Source organism: Lentzea sp. NPDC004782 (assembly GCF_040609115.1).
Classification (GTDB): Bacteria; Actinomycetota; Actinomycetes; order Mycobacteriales; family Pseudonocardiaceae; genus Lentzea.
Genome location: NZ_JBEXJN010000074.1, coordinates 1 through 22,565, shown reverse-complemented (window position 1 = coordinate 22,565; position 22,565 = coordinate 1). Strand labels below are relative to the sequence as shown.

Below are 22,565 nucleotides of genomic sequence, written 5' to 3'. Positions count from 1 at the left end.
CGGCTCACAGCAAGGTCACCACTCCGTACGCCCCGGCGGCGACGGTGGCGGAGGCGGGCAGGGTCAGCACCCAGCCCTTGGCGATGTCCGCGGCCACCGACCAGCGCACCGCCGAGCGGCGGGTGGTCGCACCCACGCCCATCACGGCCGAGGTGATCACGTGCGTGGTGGAGATCGGGGCGTGGAACACGAACGCCGTCAGGTACAGCACGGAGGAAGCCGACAGCTCGGCGGCGAAGCCGTGCGGCGGGGTGAGGTGGAAGATGCGCCTGCCCAGGGTGCGCATGATCCGCATGCCGCCCGCGTAGGTTCCGGCCGACAACGCCAGCGCGCACGCCAGGATCACCCAGAACGGCACGGAGTAGCCGTGCTGGTTCCCGGTGACGACCAACGCCAGCACGATGACGCCCATGCTCTTCTGGGCGTCCTGCAGGCCGTGCCCCAGGGCGAGGCTCGCCGCGGAGAACACCTGCGCCCGGCGCATCAGGCGTCCGGCGCCGTGCGCGTTGGCGTTGCGGAACGTCCACATGATCACCGTCATCAGCAGGTAACCGAGCACCAGACCGACGACGGGGGAGACCACCATGGGGATGACGACCTTCGCCAGCACGCCCGCCCAGTGCACGGTCGTGGCGGACGCGAGCGCCGCCCCGACCAGGCCGCCCACCAGGGCGTGCGAGGAGGACGACGGCAGGCCGAAGTACCAGGTGACCAGGTTCCAGGTGATGGCGCCGGCCAGTGCCGCGGTGACCACGTGCAGCGCGTCGTCGCCGACCGGGGTGTCGATGATCCCCGAGGCGATCGTGACCGCGACACCGGTGCCCAGCAGCGCACCGACCAGGTTCATCACCGCCGCGAGCGAGAGGGCGGCCCGCAGCGTGAGCGCACGGGTCGATACGGCGGTGGCGATGGCGTTGGCCGCGTCGTGGAAGCCGTTCGTGAAGTCGAAAGCCAGCGCGAGCACCACCACGGCCACCAGGCCGGCGGTCGGCATCACGCTTCCTTGACCGCGATCGAGTGCACGGCGTTCGCCACGTGTTCGAAGGCGTCGGCGGCGGCCTCCAGCTCGTCCACCACCTCCTTGAGCTTCATGACCTCAAGGGCGTCGCGCTCACCGTTGAACAACTCCGACAACAGCCGCCGGTACACCTGGTCGGCCTCGTTCTCCAGCTGGTTGACCTCGACCCAGAACGCGGTCAGCTCCTGAGGTTCCGCCAGCCGGGGCATGGCCGCGGCGGTGAGCTGGGCGGCCCGGCACAGCAGGTCCACCTGCACCGGGACACCGTCCGGCAGCTCGCCCACGCGGTAGAGCGTCGCCAGGTCCACTGCGGCGTCCATGTGGTCGACCACGTCGTCCAACCTGGACGCCAGCCGGTAGATGTCCTCCCGGTCGAACGGCGTGACGAACGACCGGTCCAGGTGTTCGATGATGGCGTGAGTGGTGTCGTCGCCCGCGTTCTCCAGCGCGTGCATCCGCACCGCCAGTTCCGCGCGTTGTTCGGCGGGGGCGCGCACGAACTCGCGCAGCAGCTCGACGCTGGCGCCGATGTTCGCACCGATCTCGGTGAACAGCTCGAAGAACCTCATGCCCGTCGGCTTGCGGCTGATGCGCATGCGGCTCGACTACCCACCGGAAACGGTGCGCAAACACGCAGACACCGGCAGAGCGGTCAGGTGTTCACCGCGGCCGTGCCGGGGTAGCCGACCGCCATGAGCACCGAACGAAGCGGTTCCGGTTCACTGCACTTCGTGGGCAACGCCACCACGGTGCTCCGGCTGGGACCGTTCACGCTGCTGACCGATCCCAACTTCCTCCACAAAGGACAGTGGACGCACATCGGCCAGGGTGTGGTGTCGCGCCGGCTCACCGACCCGGCGATCGAGATCGCCGACCTGCCGCGACTGGACGCCGTGGTGCTCTCCCACCTGCACGGCGACCACTTCGACCGGGTGGCGAGCCGGGAGCTCGCACGCGACCTGCCCGTGCTCACCACCCCGCACGCGGCGAAACGCCTGCACCGCAGGGGATTCCGCGAAGCCGCGCCGTTGCGCACGTGGGAGACCGTCACGTTGTCCAGCGGGGCGGCGAAGCTGACGGTGACCTCGTTGCCGGGCAAACACGCGCTCGGGCCGCTGGGACGTCTGCTCCCTCCCGTCATGGGCACCATGGTCGAGTACCGGGAGGCCGCGGGCGTTCTGCCGTTCCGGATCTACCTCAGCGGCGACACGCTGGTGCATCCGGCGTTGCGTGAGATCCGCGACCGCTTCGAGGGCATCGATCTGGCGGTCGTGCACCTCGGCGGCACCAAGGTGCTCGGCGTGCTGCTCACCATGGACGGCAGGCAGGGGGCCGACCTGATCGAGCTGCTCGCCCCGCGCACCACCGTGCCGGTGCACTACGAGGAGTACGGGGTCATGAAGTCGCCGCTGTCCGACTTCACCGCGGAGATCTCCCAGCGCCGGGCCGGGTTCGACGTCCAGGTGGTGGCGCGCGGGGGCACCGTCGCGCTGCCGATGCGGTTTGATCCCGCCGTCGACGGGTAGGGCTGACGCATGACCCGAACCCGCTGCCGCGCTGACGGCGCCGAAGTGACGCTGCGGTCCAAGACGATGGTCCTGGACTTCGCCGGGGAGTGCGACGGCACCGCCGGGATCCGGTTGGTGGCCGAGCTGCCGGACGCGGGTGGTGCCGAGGACGGCGGGACCGTCGTGCTGGAGCGGGACGCGGCGACCGTCACCCAGCCCGGTGGCGAGATCCGCCTGGCCGCACGGGAACCGTTGCACTGGGACGGCGAACCGGTCGATGCCGAGTTCGTGCTGCCGGAGAGCCCGGAGTCGACGGTGCTCTCCGTCCGAGGGCTCGTCGTGCGGCTCGGCGAGTGAGCGACGGTCTCAACGGGCGTGCCGGGTGGATCGCCGCACCTCGAACGGGCGCACGTTGCCGTCCGCGGGCTCCTGCCACCGGAACACCCCGGCACCCAGGGCGTAGGCGAGGTGACCGCCGAGCGCGCCGCCCACGCCCAGTGCCGTCAGCCCGAGCAGGCTCAGCAGCTTCCCCCCCCGGTGTGGGACTCCCGCAGTCGTGCGGCGTATGAGGCGGTGAAGCACGCCAGCGCGGCGGTGTTGGCGATCGCGTGCACCACACCGACCCGCTGCTGCCGCGGTCCCAGCCGGTCGTAGTCCGCGAGTCCCAGCAGGACGGTCGGTGGTGCCGCCGCCAGGCCGATGCCGGTGAGGCGCCGCGCCGCCTCCTCGTTGCCCGGCTGGGCGTCCAGCGCCGACGCGCACACCCAGGCCCCGATGGGCACGGTGATCATCAACGGGTGGACGGGGTGGCCGAGCCAGGATCCGCGCAGCACCTCGCGCAGGCGCGGCGGCCGCAGCAGTCGTCGGGCCACAGCCGCCACCGCGGCCGCCGGCCGGTCCGCGGCCCGGAGGTTCTCCACAGTTCGCAGCGCCTGGTGAAGGTTCATGGCTGCGGGTACCCCGCCGCGGACCGCCCATCCGCCTGCACGTCACGGTTTGCGCGCCACGACCCGGAAGCTCTTCAGCTCGGAGTCGGCCGGGTCGGGCAGCTCCATCCCGGCGTTCAGGCCGCTGCGGACGTAGTCGACGACCTCCTTGGTGATGACCTCGCCGGGCAGGATGGCGGGGGCGCCCGGTGGGTAGGGCGTGACCATCTCGGCGCAGATCCGCCCCGCGGCCCGGTCCGCGTCGACCTGCTCGACCTCGGCGAAGAACGCGTCCCGGGGCAGCATCACCGTCTTGAGCTGCAGTTCCTCCGGCGAAGGCAGGTCGACCGGTGGTGGCGTCGGCATCTCGTCGGCTGCCTTGACCAGGGCGGCGAGCGCGTCGAGGAGGACGCCCGCGGTGCGGTGGTCGTCGGCGTGGGTGAACTGCGCGACGACGCGTCGGTGGTCGGACAGACCCAGGGTGATGCGCTGGTGTTCACGCAGCCAGTCGGTGGCCTGGTAGCCGCTGATGCCCAGTTCGGACACGTCGATGCACATCTTGAGGGGGTCGAGCGACTTCGCCAGGTCCTTCCCGAGGAACTCGGCCTCGCCCATCACGCGCAGGCCGGGCAGTTCGTTGATCGCGGCGCGGGTCGACTGCGCCAGCGCGAGGGTCGCGGTGAGCAGTTCCTCGCCGTGCTGGACCATCTGGCGCCGCCAGCCGTCGAGGGTGGCGTAGACGAGGGACGTGGGGCTCGTGGTGGCCAGCAGGTCCTCGCGGGCCTTGAGCACTTTCGGGTCCACGAGGTCGCCCTGCAGGTGGAACACCGAGCTCTGCTCCACCGCGGCACCGGACTTGTGCACGCTGGTGACCACCACGTCGGCGCCGGCGTCCATGCCCCACGGCGGCAGGTCGGGGTGGAACGGCAGGTGCGCGCCCCAGGCCTCGTCCACGATCAGCGGCTTGCCGAACGAGTGGCAGACCTCGGCGATCGCGGCGATGTCACCACAGGTGCCGTAGTCGTTGGGCGTCACCAGCAGCATGCCCTTGGCCTCGGGCTCGGCCTCGAACAGCGCGCGCACCTCGTCCGGGCCCGGTGGGTGGGACAGGTGGCGCTCGGCGTCCCAGTGCGGGGACAGCCACACCGGGGAGACGCCGCTGAGGATCAGCGCCGAGACGACCGACTTGTGGGCGTGACGGGGCACGATGAACTTCTCGTGCGGTCCGGCGACCGACAGCATGGCGCTCTTGACCGACAGCGAGCTGCCGCACGTGGAGAAGAACGCCTGTTCGGCGTCGACCGCCTCGGCCATCAGCTGCTGGGCCTGCTCGATGACGCCCTGCCGGTTGAGCCGGTCGTCCAGGCCGTTGACGGAGATGACGTCGGCGGCGAACACCGCTTCGCCCAGGATCTCCAGCACGCGCGGGTCCACGCCGCGGCCCTGGCGGTGGCCGGGCGGGTTGAACGGTGTGTAACCGCACTCGCGGAACGCCTGCAACGCTTCGAGCACCGGTGCCTTGTTCTGGTCCATGTAGGAGAGTTGCCGGGGCAACGCGCGCAAAACCAGATCACCGGATGCTTCAGCCGGTCGGGGTGCCCGGCTGTGGCCGCGGGATTGCCCGAGTCACGTGAGCAGCTGGCCGCCGGTCACGCCGAGGACCTCGCCGGTGATGTAGCTCGACTCCTGCGAGGCGAAGAAGACGAAGACCGGTGCCAGCTCGGCGGGTTGCGCGGCACGGCCCATCGGCGTCTGCGCACCGAAGTCGTCGACCTTCTCCGCGGGCATCGTCGCGGGGATCAGCGGTGTCCACACCGGACCGGGAGCGACGGAGTTGACCCTGATGCCCTTGCCGATGAGGTCGGCCGAGAGGGACTTGGTGAAGTTGACGATAGCGGCCTTGGTGGCCGCGTAGTCCATGAGCGGCGGCGAGGGCGTGAACGCCTGGATCGACGAGGTGTTGATGATCGTCGCGCCGGGACGCATGAGCGGCACCGCCGCCTTGCACAGCCAGAACATCGAGTAGATGTTGGTCTTGAACACCCGGTCGAACTGCTCGCTGCTGATGCCGAGCAGGCCGTCGCTCTGGGCCATCTGGTAGGCCGCGTTGTTCACCAGGACGTCGATGCGCCCGAACTCCTCCTCGGCGCGCTTGACCAGCTCGCGGCACGCGTCCTCGGTGCGCAGGTCGCCGGGTACCAGCACGGCTTCCCGGCCCGCGTCGCGCACGAGCTCGGCGGTGCGCTCGGCGTCAGCCTGCTCCTCTTCCAGGTAGGACAAGAGCACGTCCGCGCCTTCGCGGGCGAACGCCAGTGCCGCGGCGCGGCCGATGCCCGAGTCACCGCCGGTGATCACGGCTTTGACGTCGGGCAGGCGTCCGCTGCCCCGGTAGGTGTGCTCGCCGTGGTCGGGCTCCGGCCCCATCCGGCGGCCGGTGCCGGGATGCGGCTGCTCCTGGCCCTCCTGGTGGCCGGGACGCGGGTACTGCTCCCTGGGGTCCTGGCGCGTGTACTGGTCTTGGGGCATCTGCGGCACCTCGTGACGACGGGACTACGGCACCGCTGGTGTTCCCGTGCGGCCGCGGTTCAACCTCCGCACGGATCAGCTCATCGCCGAGGCGGTGCAACGAGCACGAACCCGCTGCGCGGGCGCGCCGGAATCCTGCTGAGCGAGATCGTGAGGTCCTGGTCGGGCACGGTGTAGTCGAGGCAGGCCAGCCGGGTGCACAGCTCGGCGAGCAGCGCGACGGTGAACGGTTCACCGGGGCAGCGGTGCCCGGTGTGCGGATCACCGGCGCCCTGCGGCACCAGTTCCCACTCGCCGATCTCCCGGTCCAGGAACCGGCGCGGATCGAACCGGTACGGGTCCGTCCACAAACGACTGTCGTGGTTCTGGCCGTAGAGGTCCAGCAGGACAAGGGAACCCTCCGGCACGTGCTCGCCCTGCCACGTCAGGTCCTGTGCGGCACGGCCACCGAGGAACGGCGCGAACGGGTAGAACCGGCGCAGCTCGTGTGCGAACGCCACGGCGAAGTCACCGCCCGCCCGCAGCGGTTCCCGGTGCTGCGGCCACCGGTGCAGCGCGTGTCCGGCGTACGCGACGAACCAGCACACCGCCACCGTCGGCCGGATCACGTTCAGCAGCTCCACCGCCGCGGTGTGCGGGTCGAGGAGCTCGCCGTCCGCGTCACGGTGCCGCGCGACGACTTCGAGGGCCGAACCCGGTGGTGCGTCGAACTCCTCGTCGCGCACCTGTTGCACCAGTGACGCGAGCCAGGCCTCACGGCGCTTGCGGGCCTTGCGAGCACGCCAGTGCCGTGGTCCGGCCGTGGCGAACCCGTCGACCATCGCCACCAGATCGGCTGCCAGCTCCGCCACCTCGTGGGTCTCCACCGGCAGACCGGCCCACCGGCGCACGCCCGCGGTCAGCGCCCGGCTCGCCTCGTCGAACAGCACGACCTCGCGGCCGGCGTGCCATCCGACGACGGTGTCCTCCCACGCGGCCGCCACGCAGGCGACCAGCGAGGCGATCGACTCCCTGCTCACCAGCGACAGGAACAGGCTCTTGCGCCGCCGATGCGCGTCGCCGTCCAGCGTGTGCACCGCGCCGTGACCGAACAGCGTGCTCAGCACAGGTCCGGGGATCGCACCGTGCCGCTGCACGTGCTTCTCGTCGTAGAAGAACTGCGCGGCTTCCGGTCCGCACAACCCGAGGGCCGGCTGGCCCATGACACGCGTCCGGACCACGTCGCTGCCGGTGCTGCGGCGCAGGCCCGGTAGCCAGGCATAACCCTCGATCAGGAGCTGCAGCGACTGGTCCCCGAGGCGTTCTCGCATTCCCATGGGAAGTCTGTGCCCACTTCATCGAGCCGCAAACGCCGGTTCGGCCGCGCCTGCCTGTGCGTAGGCCCGCAGGACGTCCGCGGCGACGCGGCTCCAGGAGTACCGCGCGGTGACGCGGTCCCGGCCCGCCACCGCGAACTCGTTGCGCAGCGTGTCGTCGGGCAGGAGCAAGCGCAGCGCCCGCGCCAGGCTCTCCGGCCGGCCGGGCGGCACGAGCAGGCCGGTCACACCGTTCACCACGACGTCGGTCAGTGCGCCGACCGCGGTGGCGACGACCGGCACACCGCACGCCATCGCTTCGAGCGCGATCGCACCGGACGGCTCGTACGACGGTGCGCAGACGACCACGTCGGCCGACCGCAACAGCGCGGGTGTCACGGCGCCGGCGATCACCAGCTCCGCACCGTCCACACCGGACAACACCTTGACGAGGGCCTCGAAGTCCCAGTACGGCAGCAAAGGCGCCCTGACGACCACGCGGTGGAGCCGGCCGCGCCGGGCCCTGGACCCCTCAGGGGTGAACGCGTCGACGTCGACGCCGAGCGGGACGACCGAGATCTTGGTCCGGTCGACTCCTGCCTTGATCAGCTCGGCCATCTCGTCCGAGTTCGCCGCCGCGACGTGCGCGGCCTCCTTCCCCGCCAGCACCTCGATCCGGTCGCGCTCTTCCGGCCTGGTGCCACCGATCCGATGACGCCGCTCGACCGCCGCCAGCGAGTGGAACGTCTGCACCACCGGAGCTCGGACCCGCCGCCCGCCGAGCACGCCGACCATGCCCGACATCCACCCGTGCCCGTGCACGACGTCCGGCGGCGCCTCCGCCCATTCCCGCAGCAGGAACGAGATGAAGGCACCGGTGTGGGGCAACGAGTCCTCGTCCGTGAGCGGTGCCGCCGGGCCGGCGGGTACGCGCACCACCTCGTAGCCGCACTCCGTGCGCGCTCGGCCGGGCAGGTCCGGGTCGTCCCTGCGGACGTACACCGTCACGTCGTGCCCGTGGCGGCTCAAGGCGGACGATAGTTCGGCGACCCGCGAACCCCTCGCTTCGTCGTCGAGGCGCGCGTGGGCGTGCACCATCGCGATCTTCATGCTCACTCCAGTTGACGGGGGTCGACGAGCGAGCTGCTTGGTCAACTCGGAGTCACCGGTCGCTGCTGCGGACGACGCGGTTTACCCGGGGTGAGGCCGGTCGGAAACCTCGGCCGCTCAGGTTGGCGGAACCGGCCCCGGGTATGTGAGGGGCATGACGACTGGTTCCGCAGTGGGACGGGCCCACGGTTTGTTCAACATCGCGGGCGGCCTGTGGCCGATGGTGAGTGCCCGCTCCTTCGAAGCTGTGTTCGGCCGCAAGGAGGACCGCTGGCTGCAACGCACCACCGCCGGCCTGCTGATGGGGATCGGCTGGGCGCAGACCCGTTCCGCGGCGGCGGGACAGTGGCGGCACGCCCGCACACTCGGGCTGGCGACGGCAGCCACGTTGCTGGCGATCGACCTCGTCTACGTGCCGAAGGGACGCATCGCGAAGACCTACCTGCTCGATGCCGCGATGGAGGCCGCGTGGCTGTTCGCGTGGTCGCGCACCTCCGCCGACGCCACCTGACCGATCTGAAGTGGACGATCGCGGCCGGCAGGTTTCGTGCTGGTGGCTGCGGGTATTCGGCCTGGGCATCCACCGGTGAAGCAGTGCGCCGGCGCCACTTCGGGTGGCGGTCACTGAAGGCGGTGAGACGTGCGACGGACATCATCGACCGCGCCGTGCGGTCCGACGGTCGGCGTGGAGGAGGAGTTCCTCCTGGTGGATCCCGTGACCGGGGTCGCGGTCAACCGCGCGGCCGAGGTCGTGGCGATCGCGCGTGAGGTGTTCGGGCTCGAACTGGAGCACGAGCTGACCGGTGCGCAGGTCGAAACCAAGACGTCGGTGTGCCGTGACGCCGAGCGGGTGCGGCGCGAGCTGCGTGAGCTGCGAGTGAGTGTCGCGCGGGCCGCCGGGGAGGCCGGCTGCCGGGCGATCGCGACCGGTGCGCCGCCACTGGGCGACATGGCCGGTGAGATCACCGACGATCTGCGGTACCGGCGGATCGCGCGCGAGTTCGGGGCACTGGCGGCACAGCAGCTGATCTGCGGGTGTCACGTGCACGTCGCCGTGCCCGACCGGGAGACCGCGGTGCAGGTCTGCAACCACGTGCGGCTCTGGCTGCCGCTGCTGGGTGCGATCACCGCCAACTCGCCGTTCTCACGCGGTGCCGACACCGGGTTCGCGAGCTGGCGTTCGCTGGTGTGGTCGCGGTGGCCGGTGTCCGGCCCGCCGCCGTTCTTCGCGTCGTGGCAGCACTATCAGGACACGTGCGCCACAGTGCTCGACGCGGGCACCGCCCTGGACCCGGCGATGATCTACTGGGACGTCCGGCCGTCCGCAGCATGGCCGACCGTGGAGGTGCGCGTCGCCGACGTCGCCGCGAGCGTGGACGACGCGGTGCTGCTGGCGGCCCTCGTGCGGGCTCTCGTCACCAAGGCCTCGGCCGATGTCGAACGCGGCGTGGAGGCGGTGCCGGTTCCCGTCGAGACCCTGCGCCAGTCCTGCTGGCGCGCGGCCAGGGACGGCCTCTCCGGCCACGCTCTGGACGTGCTGTCCGGACAGCTGCTGCCGCTGCGGCACCAACTGGACGTGCTGCTGGGTCAGCTGAAGCCGGTTCTCGCGGCCAACGGCGATCTGCCACTGGTGCGGCGAGGTGTGCGGCTGCTGGACCGGCACGGCTGCGGCGCGGACCGGCAGCGGCGCGCGTTCCGCGACGGTGAGACGCAGGCTCTGCTCGACCTGATCGGCCTCGACGCGGGGGACCACCCCGCACGCGGCGTCGTCGAGGTGAAGATGGGCTCCGAGGTGGACATGTCGAACAGCGACGAGCTGGAGCGGCGCTGCGCGGAGGCGTTGGAGGCGGGCGCGGAGGAGGTCGTGCTCGACCTGTCGGAGGTCGCGTTCTTCGGCTCGTCCGGCATCACCGCACTCGACCGGATCCGGGCACACGGGCTGGAGTGGGGAGTTCCGATCAGCTTGGTGGCCAGTGCGACGGTCGCGCGCATGCTGCACGCGACCGCCATGGACAGCCTCCTGCCGCTGCGCGTGCGCCCGGAGACCCACCTGCCGACGGCGGGCTGATCAGCCGATGCCGTGCTGCTGCAGCCACAGCTCCAGCACGCCGAGGTGCCACAGCTCGTTGCCACCGGCCTTGGTGGCCCGCCCGTTCGGGTCGGCGAGCAGCGCGTCGACGTAGTCGCGGCGCAGGAGCCCCCGACGGCGCGCTTCGGGGGCGCTCATGGCCGAGCGCAGCAGGTCCAGGACCTCCCCGTCGAGCTGGGTGAGGGCCGGCACCGGGAAGTAGCCCTTCCGCCGGTCGACCACCTCGAGGGGCAGCAGGTCGCGCCCGATGTCCTTGAGGATCCCCTTGCCGTCCTGGCCGGACTTCAGCTCCGGCGGGCACGCCGCGACCAGCTCCACGAGGTCCTGGTCGAGGAACGGCACCCGTGCCTCGACGCCCCACGCCATCGCCGTGTTGTCCACGTGTTGTCCACCCGTTTGACCGGGTCGTCGGGCATCAGCAGGTGCGTGTCGGTCCGCAGCACGGCGTCCAGCGCCGTGTCCGCGCCCGGAGCGGCGAGGTGCCGCGTGATCAGTTCGCCGCTCACGTCGTGGAACACCTCGGCGGCCTCGTGCCGTGCCGCGGCGGTCGCGGGCTACCCGAGCATCACCGTCCCGGCCGGGTTCGCCGGCCCGCTGCCGATCGGCATGTCGTTCATCGGCGGGCCCGGGACGGATGAGGCGTTGCTGCGGTTCGCGGCGGCCTTCGAAGACGCGGCACAGGCCCGGCGAGCACCCGCGTACCTGCCGACGTCGTCCTGACCCTTGTGCCGCGCCCAGTGCAGCGAGACCCTGTGCTGTGGCGTCTGGTGAACGGGCAGCGTCGCGGATGCGTGGCGCTGCCGAGCGCATCCGCGAACTGGCGTCGCGTCGCGCTCGGCTCACCACCCGTGCCGGCCGGGCGTCGACGCCGGAAGACGCCGAAACGGCGGTGGCCGCACTGACCGAGGCCCAGGACCACGCCGCCCGAGCACGGGAGCGCCTCCGCGAGAGCCTCGGCCGCGCCGCTGCCGCACACGAACGAGCAGCCGCGGTCCACGTGCAGGCCGCGCAACGAGGTGGCAGCGGCGCGGCGGAGCACCGCGCCGCGGCTGACCGGCACCGTGCCGCCGCCGAGGCCGACCGCCGGCGTGCCGCCGAAGCGTGAATCTTCCCCAGCCGTGGAGTCGACGTTGCGGCAAGAGAGGAATATGGTCGGAGGTGCAGCAGACCTGCTGCGGTGTGGGTTGAGGAAGCAGCCCGGCTCATCTGCTCCGCTTCTCGGAGGAGGGCCGTATGGCTGACGGGCGTTTCACCCCGGACGACCTGGCGTCCGTCAGCATCGGCGTCCGCGCGGACCGATGACCGGGAACCAGCTGACGCTCGACGCCGACCTGCTCGGTCAGTGCGTCGTGATCCGGCCGAGGGGAGTGCTCGACCGTTCCACGTACCCGCGACTCCGGGACCGCATGCTGAAACACGCGGTCGACGTACCCCGAGCGTTGATCGTGGACCTCAGCGACGTCACCATCGGGACCACCAGCGCCTTGAGCGTCTTCACCACCGTGTCGTTGCGCATCAGCGACTGGCCCGCGGTGCCCCTGCTCGTGGCGACCGGTCCAGCTCACGCCGAAACCCTCCGCCGCACGCCCATCCGCCGGTACGTGACGGTGTGCGCCGACGTCGACGACGCGTTGGCGAACGTCGACCGCCCGGCACCTCGCAAACGCGCGCTCGCCGTGCTGGCACACCATCCCGGCGGCCCGCAGGACGCCCGCCGTTTCGTGCGCCGGACATGCGCGGAATGGGGGGTGCCGGACGTGATGACGGACGACGCCGTGCACGTCGCCTCAGAACTGGTGCAGAACACCATGCAGCACACGGGTTCCGAGGCACGCCTTCGCCTGGAGCTGTGCAACGGCCGCCTCACCGTCGCCGTCGGCGACGACAGCCAGGTCCCCGCCGTGCTCGCCGATCCCGGGCTCGACCCCGTCCGTGCCGGGAAAGGTCTGCGGATGGTCGCGCAGCTGGCGAAGACGTGGGGCTGCGTCGCGGACCAGGTCGAACAGCGGAAGACGGTGTGGGCGGTCCTCGTGCAGCGCGGTTGAGAGCTTCGACGCCGGGTGTTCCAACGGTCCGTCAGATGGCGTCGGATCCGCGGCGGGGGCGGGCCGGTGGCTCGACCTTCATGATGTGCACGGTGTCGAGCACCGACACGGTGCTGTCAGGCGACATCACCGGCACCCACAGGTGAGAGGTCTCCGGATCGGTCACGTGCGCCCCGAGAACCACGCCGCTGAGGACGGCGGCGGGATGTGGCGCATCCGGGTTGAGGTAGGTGACGACCGAACCGCGGTCGGGGCGAGGTGTCGAAGGCACGGCGGAGTCCATCGTCTCAAGTGGACGTTGTCGGTGCCGGTCCGTCGCCGCCGGCGGTTGTCAGTCGCGTCCGCGTGCCGGGGTCTGTCCGTAGACGCCGTGTCGCAGCGGGGTGTGGTCGTCGGGCGAGTGCGCGGGCGACGCGGGAGGCTCGGTCGGCGTCTGCCTGGCACCGGGCGCGTTGCGCTGATCGACGCCCGTCGGGGTGGCGCCGTCGGCCAGCTCGTCCAGCCTCGCCTCGATCACCTGCAGCACCGGCAGGCGGTTGCCGTGCTCGCGCTCGTGACCGAGGACCGCGCGAAGATCCTCCTCGGTGAGCGAGCGGATCCGATGCCTCAGGTCTCCCAGAGCGAGCTGGTCGTAGTCGGGCAGAGGGAGTTCGTCTGTGCTCACGCCGCCTGGCTACCCGGCGGAACACCGAGCAAACGAACGGTCAGGAAAGCACGACCGAGTCGAGCAGGTTCTTGGCGACGTCGCGCAGTTTGACGTTCTCGTGCTGCGACCGCTCCACGAGCATCGAGAAGGCTTCGTCCGGTGTGCACTTGTGCACGGCCATCAGGACGCCCTTGGCCTGATCGATGACGGCACGTGACACCAGCGCTCGCTCGAGCTGCTGGATCTGTTCGCGGGAGCGTTGCCATCGCTGAGCGCTGCTGATCGTGGCGGAGGCCGCCGTGGTGAACAGGCGCATGAGGCCTTCGTCGAACGGGTCGAAAGCCCCAGCGGTGTGGCTGTAGATGTTGAGCGAACCGACGTGTTCCGCCTGGGTCCGGTCGGTGGCGGGCAGGACCACGGGTACCGACAGGTAGGCGCGAATGTCGTGTTCCGCTGCCGCGGCTTCGAACTCCGGCCACTCGTCACGATGCTCGCCGACGACTGCGCGGACAGGCGCCAGGGTGCGGGCGGACTGCAGGCACGGGCCGCGATCCGCGCTGTACTGCTTCTCATCGACGTCGACGAGAAGGCGGTCCGTGGCAGCCGCGGTGCGCGGCTGCTGCAGCGTCACCACGGAGACGGTCACCGCGTCGGCGTCAGCGATCGCCTTCGCCGCGGTCTCTGCCAGCCGCTGCAACGCGTCGTCGAGCGATTCCTCGCCGGTGAGCGCGTCACGCAACACCTCCAGCGCGTCGGCGGTCTCGTCGAGGCGCTCCAGAGCGTCGGGGCGGTCAGCGTTGAGCGACTGGTCAGCTGGTGGAGACGTTCGCGCATCCTCGGCCATGCCGTGCACTCCTTCGCCGTCGGGTGGCACCCACGGCGCCGGCTGCTCGACGCGCGTTCAACGCATGATACGGCTGTCGAACGCCTCGACGCTGAACCGATGAGGTGACTGGAGGAGCAACCGGACCGGCGGCGGATTGCCCGGCCTGCCGCCGGTCGCAAGTGGCGCCGACGGAGCCCTCTGCAGCGGACCCGCGCGTGCCCACCCGGAGACGCCCCGCGACGGCTGACGGCGAAGACTCGGCATCCGTGGTCCCGGATCGAGCAACGTTCTGGACCACACGGCGGTATGCGCGGTCGCGGCATCGTGGTGATCGACAACCTCACCCGCGAATGGGGCACGAGGTCTCTGTTCGACGGCGGTGAAACCGTCCTGTTGTCCGTGCACGCACCGAGACCCCGGAGCGGCCATCTACATGTACCCGGCCGCGGCCGGTCAACACGCATCACGAGCTGTCGTCCGTGACGGTGCGCAGTACTGTCAGGTGATGACCGACGAACAGGGCGGCCCCGCTCTTCAACCGACGCTGTCCGAGTGGCTCAAAGCCCGCGAGGAGACTGCACGCCATCTGGCCGCAGGTGCCACGCCACCGGTTGACGCGCAATGGGTCCAGTTGCTCGCCGACCTGCTCGCCACCGAGCGTTCGTGGCAGGACCAGTACACCGAACTCATCGCACTCGGCAGCGCGGGTGGGCAGTTTCCCTCGTCCAACCGTTGAGGCTCGCCGACACCCACCATCGCGAAGAGGTGTACTGTCGAGCTTGGGGTCGATGCGTTTCCGCATCCCCAGTCATCCACGCGCCGTGCAGTCGCTCCGGCTCCGCACCACTCGCGACGACCACGCACGGGACGCGAAGAAGGCCACGACGACCTGAAATGATCTTTTGTCTTGTCCCCGAACGGAAAGCACCCAGTGACCCTGCACCCGGCGAACCAGCTGTTCAGCCATCCCGAGACGCACGACCCAGTCGCGACATCCAGTTCGCCCGAGCCTGAACAGCCGTCCTGGACGAACCTGTTCCAGGAACCTGTGCCGACCCAGCGAGCTTCCTCAGAACGCTGAGCGCACGTTCGCGACAAGGCGTGCACCGTCACCGGTGCGCTGGTGAGGAGCACTCCGTGCACGGTCCCCGCTGATCCTGGAGTTCGAACAGCTCGAGCTCGCGGCGATCCGCAGGTTCTCGAAGCGCACGTCCGTCACGTTCGTGGCGTACCGCGACTCGCCCCGCCCCGTGCCGTTCACGAGTGTCAGCAGTGTCAGCTGGGACCCGCTCACTCCGCTGCTCGGACAGCGGCGCTCTTGAGCTTGCGGGCCAGGCGCTCCGGCCTGGGCCAGCGCACGTCGGTGACCCAGCCGAGTCGTTCGAAGATCCGGATCAGGCGCGCGGAGACGTCGATCTGGCCCCGGCGAACGCCGTGGCGGGCACAGGTGGGATCGGCGTGGTGGGAGTTGTGCCACGACTCGCCCATCGACAGGATCGCCAGGGGCCAGAAGTTGGCCGACTTGTCGCGCGCCTCGAACGGGCGATCGCCGATCATGTGGCAGATCGAGTTGACCGACCAGGTCACGTGGTGCAAGGCCGCGACCCGGACGAGGCCGGCCCAGAAGAACGCCGTCAGCACACCCCACCAGCTCCACGTGATGAGCCCGCCGAGCACCGCGGGAGCGAGCAGTGTCGCCGCGGTCAACACCGGGAACCAGCGGTTGACCCGCCGCATGTCCGGATCGGCGAGCAGGTCGGGGGCGAAGCGTGCGGCGTTGGTCAGTTCCCGCCGGAACATCCAGCCCATGTGGGCGTGCCAGAAACCCTTGGCCAGTGCGACGGCCGACGTGCCGTACAACCACGGCGAGTGCGGATCGCCTTCGCGGTCGGCGTAGGCGTGGTGCCGGCGGTGGTCGGCGACCCAGCCGATGATCTGGCCCTGCATCGCCATGCTGCCGGTCATCGCGAGCGCGATCCGCAGGGCGCGCTTGGCTTTGAACGCGCCGTGGGTGAAGTAGCGGTGGAAGCCGACTGTCACGCCAAGACACGTGAAGGTGTAGAAGAAGGCGGCGATCCCGACGTCCGCCCAGCCGAGTCCCCAGCCCCATGCCAGCGGCACGGCGGCTACTAGGGCCACCGCCGGGACGACCGCGAAGAGCTTCACCAGGAACATCTCGAACGGGGTCTTCTCGCCCGAGAACATCGGTTGTGGCCCAACCTGAACTCGGGGAACTGATGTGCTCACGCCACGAACCTCCAGAACGGCAGCCGCATCTCCGCCGCCCAGGTCTGGGGGGCGATCCGGGTAGATCGCTCGGAAGTAATGGCTACCCCGGCGGTGGTGGTGACGAAACCTCACGTCACTTCATCCACAGTGGACGGTACTGGGCGAGGTCGGCGGCCGGTTGCGCGAGAACCGGCCGCCAGTTCGTCAACCGGTCAGAGAACGCGCACGGAGACCGCTCGCGGTCCCTTCTCGCCCTCGCCGATCTCGAACTCCACCGGCTGGTTGTCCGGGATACCTTGGAAGGCGTAGCCGTTCACCTCGGAGTGGTGCAGGAACAGGTCCGGCCCGCCGTTCTCCGGCGCGATGAAGCCGAAACCCTTGCTGCCGCTGAACCACTTGACGATGCCTCGGTTCATGCACGTGCTCCTTCCACAGGCCGGAACACGTCGAGCGCCTCCGGGAAAGTCGGGGTGGTGTGCTGGTCGTGTCGCGGGACCGCGCCGCAGGAGCCCGGTGGCAGTGTTGCCAGGCCGAGCATGGAGAGCAGTTCACGGCAGTCGCCCGCATCGCGAGCGTGTTCCGCCACTCGTCGGGCGGCCTGGCGTTGTTGGACGACTTCCGCTCGTTGCGCGGACAGTCGTGCTTCGGCGAAGTCGACGGCTGCGCTGGGTCTGGAAGGGGAAGGTCGGCTGTCCGGCAACAAGCCGGTGCTCCTGTCTCCGGCCGGAGAACCACCGGACCGGACGGGATCGGGGACCGCGTCGGCCGGATGCCGTCGGCTGGACCCCAACCCTTCCCACAGTAGCCCAATGTCGCCTGCCGTGTGGTCAGCCTCGACCGGGTGGGCCGAGCGTCGCGGGTGCGGCCGGGTCGAGGTCCGCCACGCGAAGGCGGAACACCTGCAGTTCGAGGCCGAAGTACTTCGCCGTCTCACCGACCCACTGCATTCCGTTGTTCCGCACGGTGGACGAGGCGCGGGTGTTGCCAGGCCGGACGACGGCGAACACCTCGTACACGTCCTGGCTGAACGCCCACGCGGCGAGCGCGTGGGTCACCTCGGTGGCGTAGCCGTTGCCCCAGGTGTCGGGACGTAGTTGCCAGCCGACCTCCAGGTCCTCCCGGCCGGGCGGCAGCGGGAGCAGGAGGGCGCCGCCGATCACCTCACCGTCGGCGGTGCGCTCGATCGCCCAGCGGCCGGCCGGGGCCGGAAGACGGGCGCTTTCCGCGCTCCACTGCTGCAGCAGCAACTTCATGGCCGCCTCGTCCGGCACCTGGTCCATTTCGGGGCTCAGCCAGCGCGTCACCGCGGCGTGGCCGTAGACGTCCAGCGCGGCGGGTGCGTCGTCGACGCGCCACGGGCGCAACGTCAACCGGCGAGTGCTCAACACATTGGTCGCGGGGAAGGCGGTTCGTGACTCGGGCATGCGGGATACTCCGATGATCGGTGCCGGGACGAGAGGACGCGCGTGTCAGCGCGTACGCCCGGCAGGCGGAACGAGCACAGGCGTCGCGACGGCCGGGTCCGTCGACAACGGCCGCCAGCTCCCGGCGAAATGCGGATTCCGCGTCAACCTGTGACCGCGTGATGCGGCCAAAGCCGCGGTGGTGCAGAGCTGCTCCGAGTTCATCTCGGCGCTCCCGCCTCCAGCCGAACCGGCCGGGCTTCCTGATGCGCCCAAGGCGGCACCAGCTCGAGCGCTGCTGCACGACGTGCCCTCGGTAGTCCCCACCGTACTCCGCTGCGGGCAGAACCCGCTCAGCGCCATGACGGGGCCAGGTCCTCTTCCGCCTGAACGACCATCGACTCGAGCACCGGGCCGCCGAACGTGGTGACCATGGCGACGTCGGCGGCGTCGCGGCCTCTGCCGATGACGACGCGTCCCTTGCGGGGCACGTTGTTGCGCGGGTCGAAGGTCCACCAGCGGTCGCCCAGCCAGACCTCCATCCACGCCGCGAAGTCCATCGGGGCACCGTCGGGCGGCACGTCCAGATCCGGCAGGTAGCCGAAGACGTACCGGGCCGGGATGTTGAGGGCGCGGCAGAACGAGATCGCCAGATGGGCGAAGTCACGGCAGACACCGAAACCCGCGGCGTTGACGTCGGCAGCGGTGGACAACGCGGTGGAGGTGCCGTAGCCGAAGCTCAGCGACTCGTGGACGTGCCGGCAGATCTCGCGCACCCGGCCGTAACCGGGCGGATGAGCGCCGAACCTCGACCACGCCTCGTCGCCCAGCACGTCCGACACGCAGTACCTGCTGGGCAGCGTGTACAGCAGCACGTCGTCCGGAAGACCGTCGGGCAGCGTCTCAGGCACCGTGTCGTCCACGTCCTCGGTCTTGTCCGGGACGTCGACCCACGCGCTGTAGTGCACTGTGGACAGACCAGGAGGCAGCACCACTCGGGTGCTGCGGTTGCCGTACAGGTCGAGGTGATGCCGCATCGAGACGTCCGGCTTCACGTCCAGGTGCTCGTGGCTCAGCCGCACGTCCGCGCTCCACAGTGGACGCACGAGGAACACCGCCGGCGTGGGCACCTCGGCGCGGTAGGTGAACGCACAACCGACGCGGAGCAGTCGGGTGCCCCACGTCAGTCGCGTCGCGCCAGTGCCGTAGTGGCGCGAGTTCAACGCACCCGCTCGGGGATGTGGTCCAGCGCGCGCAACACGTGCACCGCGAGGTCCCGTGCGGCCTTGCCGTCGAGTTCGGTTCGGCTGGTCAGCACGTCCTCCACCATCTTGAGCCTGCGCTCATACGCGGATGTGTGGGTCGATGTCGTCATTCAAGTCCTTGAGTGGTTTGTTCGGGTGTGCAGGCGCTGCCGACGCCGAAGGCGTCCACAACGGACTCGTCGGCTTTGCTGTCGTGCAGCAGAACTTCGACGGTGTCGGTGTTTTCGCGCCGGGCGGCGCGGGTCATGGTGTGGTGGGCGGAGGAAGGGCTGGTGTCAGGCGGAACGAGGAGCAGGGTGAGGCGGCGCCGGTCGCCGGCGACGACGTCCACGGTGTGCGGCGGCCTCGACCAGAACCCGCTGAGCCGGACCCGGACACCGTCGGCGGCGATCTGGCGTGGCGCGGTCTCCCACTCGGTCAGGTTGTAGCTCACCCGCGGGATCTCGCCCAGCCGAACTGCCAGCACCGCGAGCAGTGCGGGCAGTTCGGCGGCGAGGTCCCGGGAACGCGGCCACCAGGCACCGTCGACATACCCCGTGGTGAGCGCCTTCGGCCGCAACCGCAATCGCAGCGGATACCGAGGCTGCTCGTTGGCCGTGACAGCCGGAGGGGCCATGGAATGGTGAGGAGCCGACGTCATGCCGGGACTCCCGTCTCCGGCCCTGAAAAAGGACCGGTTCAGGTTTCGCCGAGTGCGACGTGAGCTTGACTGCTCAGGTGCGAGATGCTCTCGGCACAACCGACACTACACGCTTTCCGGCCTGATCGACCGAAACGGCGTCGACCACTTCAGGTTGCGTAACGTTCCATGCACTCGGCGAGGTCCGACCACCCCATCAGCGGCGGGCCTGCCACCGGTGCCTCCCGGGCACCGACGCGTCCCATGGACTCGGCCACCAGACGTGCCACGGCCTCCGGCGCCTGCACGATGTCCCCGGTCGAGCGGGCCAGCACGATCCGAGGCTCGGTGGGATCGGTCTCGATCGACACCGCCCAGCCCTGCGTCGCGCTCCAGACGAGCATGACGTCACGATCCGGGTGAGCCACCGCACGGCAGCCGAGCGCGATGTAGGCCGTCGCGGTGTCGGTGACCTCGAAGCTGATGCCGTCGCGCGGCACGCCGAGAGCCTCGGCCACCTTTCCCACATACCGCTCCAGGGCGCCTGCCAGCAGGTACGTGCCCTCGGACGTGGCGTTCCGGCCGCGCAGGACCCGATCATCACCGATGGGTGCGGTCACTGCCATGCGGACCCGCCTTCCTCAGATCGCTGCGGAGCCACGGCGGGCGGGCTCACAGACCGCGGAGGTGACGAAGCGAGTGGACGAGCCGATCAACGGCCCTGTGCCTTCACTGTAGCTGCTCGGAGCCGGGATGAAGCGCTCACGACACCCAGGAGCGCGCACCGCCGCGGTGCGCGCTCCTGGGGAGAGCGGTGAGCCGTTCAGTCCTTCTTGAAGGCGTCCTTGACCTTCTCTGCCGACTCACTCAGGTGACCCTTCGCCTGGTCGACCTTGCCCTCGGTTTCCAAGCCCTTGTCGTCGGTCGCGTCGCCGACGCCTTCCTTGACCTTGCCCTTGAGCTCGTCGGCCTTGGCGTCGAGCTTGTCGTCGGTGCCCATGTGTCCTTCCCCGGCACCCGGATCTCAGGTGCGACGTCTGCCTCCGGATGCCCGCTCGGACGGACCTCAACCGTCCCCGTCTCATCGGACTGGGGGTGCAGGTGTCGACGACACCATTTCGTGTGAGCTGCACGGAACGATTGCGGTTCACACGATCCGTTGATTCCAGGGATGTCTCGGGCCCGTCACGGGCTCGCATTCAGGGGTTCTGCAGGACGTGCGCGGTACTGGGCGTCGCACCTGCGGCCGATTCTGGCCGAGGTGCTTCGCAAGGAGCTGGAGATCGGCACCGTCCGGGTGTGCGAGCTGTTCGCGCCTTCCGTCACATGACCGACCTGGGGTTTTCAGTTCTGGTCAACCGTCCAAGACGCCGTGCTAACTTGGTGACACAGGAGCTGGGTGATCGGGAGGTGGGGCGGCCACATGGCTCGCATGGCGTTGAAGGATCGGCGAGAAGAGCTGATCGAGGCGGCGATCCGGGTGATGATGCGTGACGGGGTCGTCAAGACCACGACGCGTGCGGTCGTCAGCGAGGCGGGCATGACGCTGGGGGTCTTCCACTACTGCTTCGACTCGCGTGAGCACCTGCTGGACGAGGTGATCGCTCGCATCACCGACCGCATCGGTGCCGCCGCGCGGCGGGCGTTCGCTGATGAGGCCGACTTGAGCTCGATGGTCGTCAAGAGCCTGCGCGCCTACTGGGAGGGGGTGGAGTCGGGCCCCGGCATGCATCTGGTCAGTTACGAGCTCGCCCACTACGCCCTGCGGCAGGCGGGGATGGAGAAGCTGGCGCGTCAGCAGTACCGGCACTACCTCGAGGTGCACGAGGAGCTGCTGAGGGAGGCCGCCGAGAAGACCGGTGCACAGTGGACGGTGCCCGTTCCGGTGCTCGCCCGTTACCTGAACTCCGTGCTGGACGGGCTCACGATGACCTGGCTGACCGACCACGACAGCGAACAGAGCCGCGAGGTGCTCGCTCTCGTCGGCGAGCACCTCGTGTCCCTCAGCACCGCACAGGCATCCACAAAGGACTGAATCACTCGAACAGATCCGGCTCCTGCCGCGTGATCTGGTCCCAGAGAGGGCGGAACTGGAACCAGCCTGCCAGCGGACCGGAGATCTGGTCGCGCACCATCCGCGCGGTGTCGGGGTCGATGAGCGTGGGCTTCCCGGCGGCCATGGCCAGCAGCTGGGCCTGGCAGGAACGCTCCATGGTGATGAAGTACCAGGCGGCCTCGGCTACGGAGGCTCCAACGGTGAGCAGTCCGTGGTTGCGCAGTACGACGGCCTTGCCGTTGGCGAGGGCGACGCCGATCCGGCGACCCTCCTCGGTGTCGTTCACGACGCCGCGGTAGTCGGTGTAGAGGCCGTGGTCCTCGTAGAACGCGCAGGCGTCCTGGGTGATGGGGTCCAGGGGAATGCCGAGGCTGGAGAACGCCTTGCCGTGCAGGGAATGGGTATGTGCGGCCGCGACGACGTCGGGACGGGCCCTGTGCACCTCCGAGTGGATGCAGAAGGCGGCGTTGTTGACCGGGCGCCTGCCCTCCAGCAACGTGCCGTCGTGGTCGACGAGGATGAGGTCGGAGACCCGGATCTGGCTGAAGGACATCCCGAACGGGTTGACCCAGAAGGCTGAGGGGTTCTCGGGGTCGCGTGCGGTGATGTGTCCGGCGACGCCCTCGGAGAAGCCGAAGCGGGCGAACAGGCGGAAGGCCGCGGCGAGTTCCTGTTTGCGGACCTGGCGCTCCTCGTCGATGCTCAGGTTCTGCGGTGGCAGCGGCAGCTCGACGCCTTCTGGCATCGCGCCGACCGAGTCGTGCTGGACGGTGGTCGGGGTCGCGGGCATGAACGCCTGCCTCTCGTGTGTCTTGCGGGGGAGTGGTGTCTAAGCGCCTTGCCCGAGGTCTTGTCCGCAACCCGTCTGCCGGGCAGTTACGTGGATGAAGGGCTCCTTCATCCACACCAGGTGGAGGAAGGAGCCCTTCATCCACCTCACCGGACGGCGAGTTGCGAACATGACTTCTGGCTGCCTGCTTAGTTCTTTCCAGATAGGAAGGGCG

Annotated in this window: 29 protein-coding genes and 1 pseudogene; 9 read left to right on the top strand and 21 right to left on the bottom strand. The window is 69.8% G+C overall.

Annotation, left to right across the window (positions count from 1 at the left end; genetic code table 11):
• Positions 1–4 precede the first annotated feature (4 nt).
• Both ABZV40_RS40715 and ABZV40_RS40710 read right to left on the bottom strand, forming a co-directional pair.
• Positions 5–994, bottom strand: a complete 990-nt coding sequence (locus ABZV40_RS40715; protein ID WP_355454592.1) for an inorganic phosphate transporter — start codon at positions 992–994, stop codon at positions 5–7.
• Positions 994–1,614 (bottom strand): DUF47 family protein, encoded by a 621-nt coding sequence (locus ABZV40_RS40710; protein ID WP_355454590.1) that lies wholly within the window; start codon positions 1,612–1,614, stop codon positions 994–996. Before ABZV40_RS40710 ends, ABZV40_RS40715 begins: the two co-directional genes overlap by 1 nt.
• Positions 1,615–1,710: 96 nt before the next feature.
• On the opposite strand from ABZV40_RS40710, the gene ABZV40_RS40705 reads away from it, so the two are divergent.
• Both ABZV40_RS40705 and ABZV40_RS40700 read left to right on the top strand, forming a co-directional pair.
• Entirely contained in the window at positions 1,711–2,544 is an 834-nt protein-coding gene (locus ABZV40_RS40705; protein WP_355454588.1) for an MBL fold metallo-hydrolase, read from the top strand.
• Between the two features lie 9 nt (positions 2,545–2,553).
• The gene (locus ABZV40_RS40700; protein WP_355454586.1) at positions 2,554–2,883 is read left to right on the top strand and encodes a hypothetical protein; all 330 of its coding nucleotides are present in this window, start codon (positions 2,554–2,556) and stop codon (positions 2,881–2,883) included.
• 9 nt (positions 2,884–2,892) lie between these two features.
• Here the strand turns inward: ABZV40_RS40700 and ABZV40_RS40695 are convergent, their stop codons facing one another.
• The 6 genes from ABZV40_RS40695 to ABZV40_RS40670 all read right to left on the bottom strand — a co-directional run bounded on the left by ABZV40_RS40695 (position 2,893) and on the right by ABZV40_RS40670 (position 8,383).
• Positions 2,893–3,018, bottom strand: coding sequence for a hypothetical protein (locus tag ABZV40_RS40695; RefSeq protein ID WP_355454584.1), 126 nt, complete (start codon positions 3,016–3,018; stop codon positions 2,893–2,895).
• A gap of 26 nt (positions 3,019–3,044) precedes the next feature.
• Positions 3,045–3,473: a DUF2231 domain-containing protein gene (locus ABZV40_RS40690; protein ID WP_355454582.1), complete on the bottom strand. Its 429-nt coding sequence runs from the start codon at positions 3,471–3,473 to the stop codon at positions 3,045–3,047.
• A 42-nt stretch (positions 3,474–3,515) separates the two neighbouring features.
• Positions 3,516–4,985 (bottom strand): ornithine decarboxylase, encoded by a 1,470-nt coding sequence (locus tag ABZV40_RS40685; RefSeq protein ID WP_355454580.1) that lies wholly within the window; start codon positions 4,983–4,985, stop codon positions 3,516–3,518.
• Positions 4,986–5,078: 93 nt separating this feature from the next.
• Positions 5,079–5,978 carry an SDR family oxidoreductase gene (locus ABZV40_RS40680; protein WP_355454578.1) on the bottom strand — a complete coding sequence of 300 codons (900 nt, stop codon included), beginning with the start codon at positions 5,976–5,978 and terminating at the stop codon, positions 5,079–5,081.
• A gap of 80 nt (positions 5,979–6,058) precedes the next feature.
• A complete protein-coding gene (locus ABZV40_RS40675; RefSeq protein WP_355454577.1) occupies positions 6,059–7,294 on the bottom strand; it encodes a cytochrome P450 in 1,236 nt (411 codons plus the stop codon).
• Positions 7,295–7,312: 18 nt separating this feature from the next.
• The gene (locus ABZV40_RS40670; protein WP_355454575.1) at positions 7,313–8,383 is read right to left on the bottom strand and encodes a glycosyltransferase; all 1,071 of its coding nucleotides are present in this window, start codon (positions 8,381–8,383) and stop codon (positions 7,313–7,315) included.
• 154 nt (positions 8,384–8,537) lie between these two features.
• On the opposite strand from ABZV40_RS40670, the gene ABZV40_RS40665 reads away from it, so the two are divergent.
• Positions 8,538–8,894 carry a hypothetical protein gene (locus tag ABZV40_RS40665; RefSeq protein ID WP_355454573.1) on the top strand — a complete coding sequence of 119 codons (357 nt, stop codon included), beginning with the start codon at positions 8,538–8,540 and terminating at the stop codon, positions 8,892–8,894.
• A gap of 129 nt (positions 8,895–9,023) precedes the next feature.
• Entirely contained in the window at positions 9,024–10,451 is a 1,428-nt protein-coding gene (locus ABZV40_RS40660; protein WP_355454571.1) for a glutamate--cysteine ligase, read from the top strand.
• On the opposite strand, the pseudogene ABZV40_RS40655 reads toward ABZV40_RS40660, so the two are convergent.
• Positions 10,452–10,943: pseudogene (locus ABZV40_RS40655) on the bottom strand (asparagine synthase-related protein); the annotation flags it as partial. It lies immediately after the preceding gene.
• A 15-nt stretch (positions 10,944–10,958) separates the two neighbouring features.
• Between ABZV40_RS40655 and ABZV40_RS40650 the strand changes: the two are divergent.
• From ABZV40_RS40650 to ABZV40_RS40640, 3 genes are all read left to right on the top strand, one after another.
• A complete protein-coding gene (locus ABZV40_RS40650; RefSeq protein ID WP_355454630.1) occupies positions 10,959–11,192 on the top strand; it encodes a hypothetical protein in 234 nt (77 codons plus the stop codon).
• Between the two features lie 67 nt (positions 11,193–11,259).
• A complete protein-coding gene (locus tag ABZV40_RS40645) occupies positions 11,260–11,577 on the top strand; it encodes a hypothetical protein (RefSeq protein ID WP_355454569.1) in 318 nt (105 codons plus the stop codon).
• 193 nt (positions 11,578–11,770) lie between these two features.
• Entirely contained in the window at positions 11,771–12,517 is a 747-nt protein-coding gene (locus tag ABZV40_RS40640; RefSeq protein WP_355454567.1) for an STAS domain-containing protein, read from the top strand.
• Positions 12,518–12,548: 31 nt separating this feature from the next.
• Here ABZV40_RS40640 and ABZV40_RS40635 read toward each other — a convergent pair whose 3' ends face one another.
• The 3 genes from ABZV40_RS40635 to ABZV40_RS40625 are packed head-to-tail and all read right to left on the bottom strand — an operon-like array spanning position 12,549 to position 14,007.
• A complete protein-coding gene (locus ABZV40_RS40635) occupies positions 12,549–12,788 on the bottom strand; it encodes a hypothetical protein (protein WP_355454565.1) in 240 nt (79 codons plus the stop codon).
• A 60-nt stretch (positions 12,789–12,848) separates the two neighbouring features.
• Positions 12,849–13,181 carry a hypothetical protein gene (locus tag ABZV40_RS40630; RefSeq protein WP_355454563.1) on the bottom strand — a complete coding sequence of 111 codons (333 nt, stop codon included), beginning with the start codon at positions 13,179–13,181 and terminating at the stop codon, positions 12,849–12,851.
• Between the two features lie 40 nt (positions 13,182–13,221).
• Positions 13,222–14,007 carry a GAF and ANTAR domain-containing protein gene (locus ABZV40_RS40625; protein ID WP_355454561.1) on the bottom strand — a complete coding sequence of 262 codons (786 nt, stop codon included), beginning with the start codon at positions 14,005–14,007 and terminating at the stop codon, positions 13,222–13,224.
• A gap of 487 nt (positions 14,008–14,494) precedes the next feature.
• Between ABZV40_RS40625 and ABZV40_RS40620 the strand changes: the two genes are divergently transcribed.
• The gene (locus ABZV40_RS40620; RefSeq protein WP_355454559.1) at positions 14,495–14,725 is read left to right on the top strand and encodes a hypothetical protein; all 231 of its coding nucleotides are present in this window, start codon (positions 14,495–14,497) and stop codon (positions 14,723–14,725) included.
• A 554-nt stretch (positions 14,726–15,279) separates the two neighbouring features.
• Here the strand turns inward: ABZV40_RS40620 and ABZV40_RS40615 are convergent.
• From ABZV40_RS40615 to ABZV40_RS40580, 8 genes are all read right to left on the bottom strand, one after another.
• Positions 15,280–16,194, bottom strand: coding sequence for an acyl-CoA desaturase (locus ABZV40_RS40615; protein WP_355454626.1), 915 nt, complete (start codon positions 16,192–16,194; stop codon positions 15,280–15,282).
• Positions 16,195–16,430: 236 nt separating this feature from the next.
• Positions 16,431–16,634 carry a cold-shock protein gene (locus tag ABZV40_RS40610; protein ID WP_355454557.1) on the bottom strand — a complete coding sequence of 68 codons (204 nt, stop codon included), beginning with the start codon at positions 16,632–16,634 and terminating at the stop codon, positions 16,431–16,433.
• 411 nt (positions 16,635–17,045) lie between these two features.
• Positions 17,046–17,642 (bottom strand): GNAT family N-acetyltransferase, encoded by a 597-nt coding sequence (locus ABZV40_RS40605; protein WP_355454555.1) that lies wholly within the window; start codon positions 17,640–17,642, stop codon positions 17,046–17,048.
• A gap of 332 nt (positions 17,643–17,974) precedes the next feature.
• Entirely contained in the window at positions 17,975–18,844 is an 870-nt protein-coding gene (locus ABZV40_RS40600) for a transglutaminase family protein (protein WP_355454553.1), read from the bottom strand.
• Complete coding sequence (locus ABZV40_RS40595) at positions 18,841–18,996, bottom strand: DUF6307 family protein (RefSeq protein ID WP_355454551.1); 156 nt, start codon at positions 18,994–18,996, stop codon at positions 18,841–18,843. Before ABZV40_RS40595 ends, ABZV40_RS40600 begins: the two co-directional genes overlap by 4 nt.
• Complete coding sequence (locus tag ABZV40_RS40590; protein ID WP_355454549.1) at positions 18,993–19,502, bottom strand: DUF5994 family protein; 510 nt, start codon at positions 19,500–19,502, stop codon at positions 18,993–18,995. Before ABZV40_RS40590 ends, ABZV40_RS40595 begins: the two co-directional genes overlap by 4 nt.
• A gap of 173 nt (positions 19,503–19,675) precedes the next feature.
• Complete coding sequence (locus ABZV40_RS40585; protein ID WP_355454547.1) at positions 19,676–20,131, bottom strand: DUF6292 family protein; 456 nt, start codon at positions 20,129–20,131, stop codon at positions 19,676–19,678.
• 197 nt (positions 20,132–20,328) lie between these two features.
• Positions 20,329–20,505, bottom strand: a complete 177-nt coding sequence (locus ABZV40_RS40580; protein WP_059362550.1) for a CsbD family protein — start codon at positions 20,503–20,505, stop codon at positions 20,329–20,331.
• 399 nt (positions 20,506–20,904) lie between these two features.
• Here ABZV40_RS40580 and ABZV40_RS40575 point away from each other — a divergent pair, with 399 nt between their 5' ends.
• Entirely contained in the window at positions 20,905–21,540 is a 636-nt protein-coding gene (locus ABZV40_RS40575) for a TetR/AcrR family transcriptional regulator (protein WP_355454544.1), read from the top strand.
• Between the two features lies 1 nt (position 21,541).
• Here the strand turns inward: ABZV40_RS40575 and ABZV40_RS40570 are convergent, their stop codons facing one another.
• Complete coding sequence (locus ABZV40_RS40570) at positions 21,542–22,351, bottom strand: class II aldolase/adducin family protein (RefSeq protein WP_355454542.1); 810 nt, start codon at positions 22,349–22,351, stop codon at positions 21,542–21,544.
• Between the last annotated feature and the right edge of the window lie 214 nt (positions 22,352–22,565).

Excerpts from the sequence above, each read along its gene's own strand:
- ABZV40_RS40715 (WP_355454592.1), bottom strand. The coding sequence starts at position 994 with ATGCCGACCGCCGGCCTGGTGGCCGTGGTGGTGCTCGCGCTGGCTTTC.
- ABZV40_RS40710 (WP_355454590.1), bottom strand. The coding sequence starts at position 1,614 with ATGCGCATCAGCCGCAAGCCGACGGGCATGAGGTTCTTCGAGCTGTTC.
- ABZV40_RS40705 (WP_355454588.1), top strand. The coding sequence starts at position 1,711 with ATGAGCACCGAACGAAGCGGTTCCGGTTCACTGCACTTCGTGGGCAAC.
- ABZV40_RS40700 (WP_355454586.1), top strand. The coding sequence starts at position 2,554 with ATGACCCGAACCCGCTGCCGCGCTGACGGCGCCGAAGTGACGCTGCGG.
- ABZV40_RS40690 (WP_355454582.1), bottom strand. The coding sequence starts at position 3,473 with ATGAACCTTCACCAGGCGCTGCGAACTGTGGAGAACCTCCGGGCCGCG.
- ABZV40_RS40685 (WP_355454580.1), bottom strand. The coding sequence starts at position 4,985 with ATGGACCAGAACAAGGCACCGGTGCTCGAAGCGTTGCAGGCGTTCCGC.
- ABZV40_RS40680 (WP_355454578.1), bottom strand. The coding sequence starts at position 5,978 with ATGCCCCAAGACCAGTACACGCGCCAGGACCCCAGGGAGCAGTACCCG.
- ABZV40_RS40675 (WP_355454577.1), bottom strand. The coding sequence starts at position 7,294 with ATGGGAATGCGAGAACGCCTCGGGGACCAGTCGCTGCAGCTCCTGATC.
- ABZV40_RS40670 (WP_355454575.1), bottom strand. The coding sequence starts at position 8,383 with ATGAAGATCGCGATGGTGCACGCCCACGCGCGCCTCGACGACGAAGCG.
- ABZV40_RS40665 (WP_355454573.1), top strand. The coding sequence starts at position 8,538 with ATGACGACTGGTTCCGCAGTGGGACGGGCCCACGGTTTGTTCAACATC.
- ABZV40_RS40645 (WP_355454569.1), top strand. The coding sequence starts at position 11,260 with ATGCGTGGCGCTGCCGAGCGCATCCGCGAACTGGCGTCGCGTCGCGCT.
- ABZV40_RS40640 (WP_355454567.1), top strand. The coding sequence starts at position 11,771 with ATGACCGGGAACCAGCTGACGCTCGACGCCGACCTGCTCGGTCAGTGC.
- ABZV40_RS40625 (WP_355454561.1), bottom strand. The coding sequence starts at position 14,007 with ATGGCCGAGGATGCGCGAACGTCTCCACCAGCTGACCAGTCGCTCAAC.
- ABZV40_RS40620 (WP_355454559.1), top strand. The coding sequence starts at position 14,495 with ATGACCGACGAACAGGGCGGCCCCGCTCTTCAACCGACGCTGTCCGAG.
- ABZV40_RS40615 (WP_355454626.1), bottom strand. The coding sequence starts at position 16,194 with ATGTTCTCGGGCGAGAAGACCCCGTTCGAGATGTTCCTGGTGAAGCTC.
- ABZV40_RS40610 (WP_355454557.1), bottom strand. The coding sequence starts at position 16,634 with ATGAACCGAGGCATCGTCAAGTGGTTCAGCGGCAGCAAGGGTTTCGGC.
- ABZV40_RS40605 (WP_355454555.1), bottom strand. The coding sequence starts at position 17,642 with ATGCCCGAGTCACGAACCGCCTTCCCCGCGACCAATGTGTTGAGCACT.
- ABZV40_RS40595 (WP_355454551.1), bottom strand. The coding sequence starts at position 18,996 with ATGACGACATCGACCCACACATCCGCGTATGAGCGCAGGCTCAAGATG.
- ABZV40_RS40590 (WP_355454549.1), bottom strand. The coding sequence starts at position 19,502 with ATGGCCCCTCCGGCTGTCACGGCCAACGAGCAGCCTCGGTATCCGCTG.
- ABZV40_RS40585 (WP_355454547.1), bottom strand. The coding sequence starts at position 20,131 with ATGGCAGTGACCGCACCCATCGGTGATGATCGGGTCCTGCGCGGCCGG.
- ABZV40_RS40580 (WP_059362550.1), bottom strand. The coding sequence starts at position 20,505 with ATGGGCACCGACGACAAGCTCGACGCCAAGGCCGACGAGCTCAAGGGC.
- ABZV40_RS40570 (WP_355454542.1), bottom strand. The coding sequence starts at position 22,351 with ATGCCCGCGACCCCGACCACCGTCCAGCACGACTCGGTCGGCGCGATG.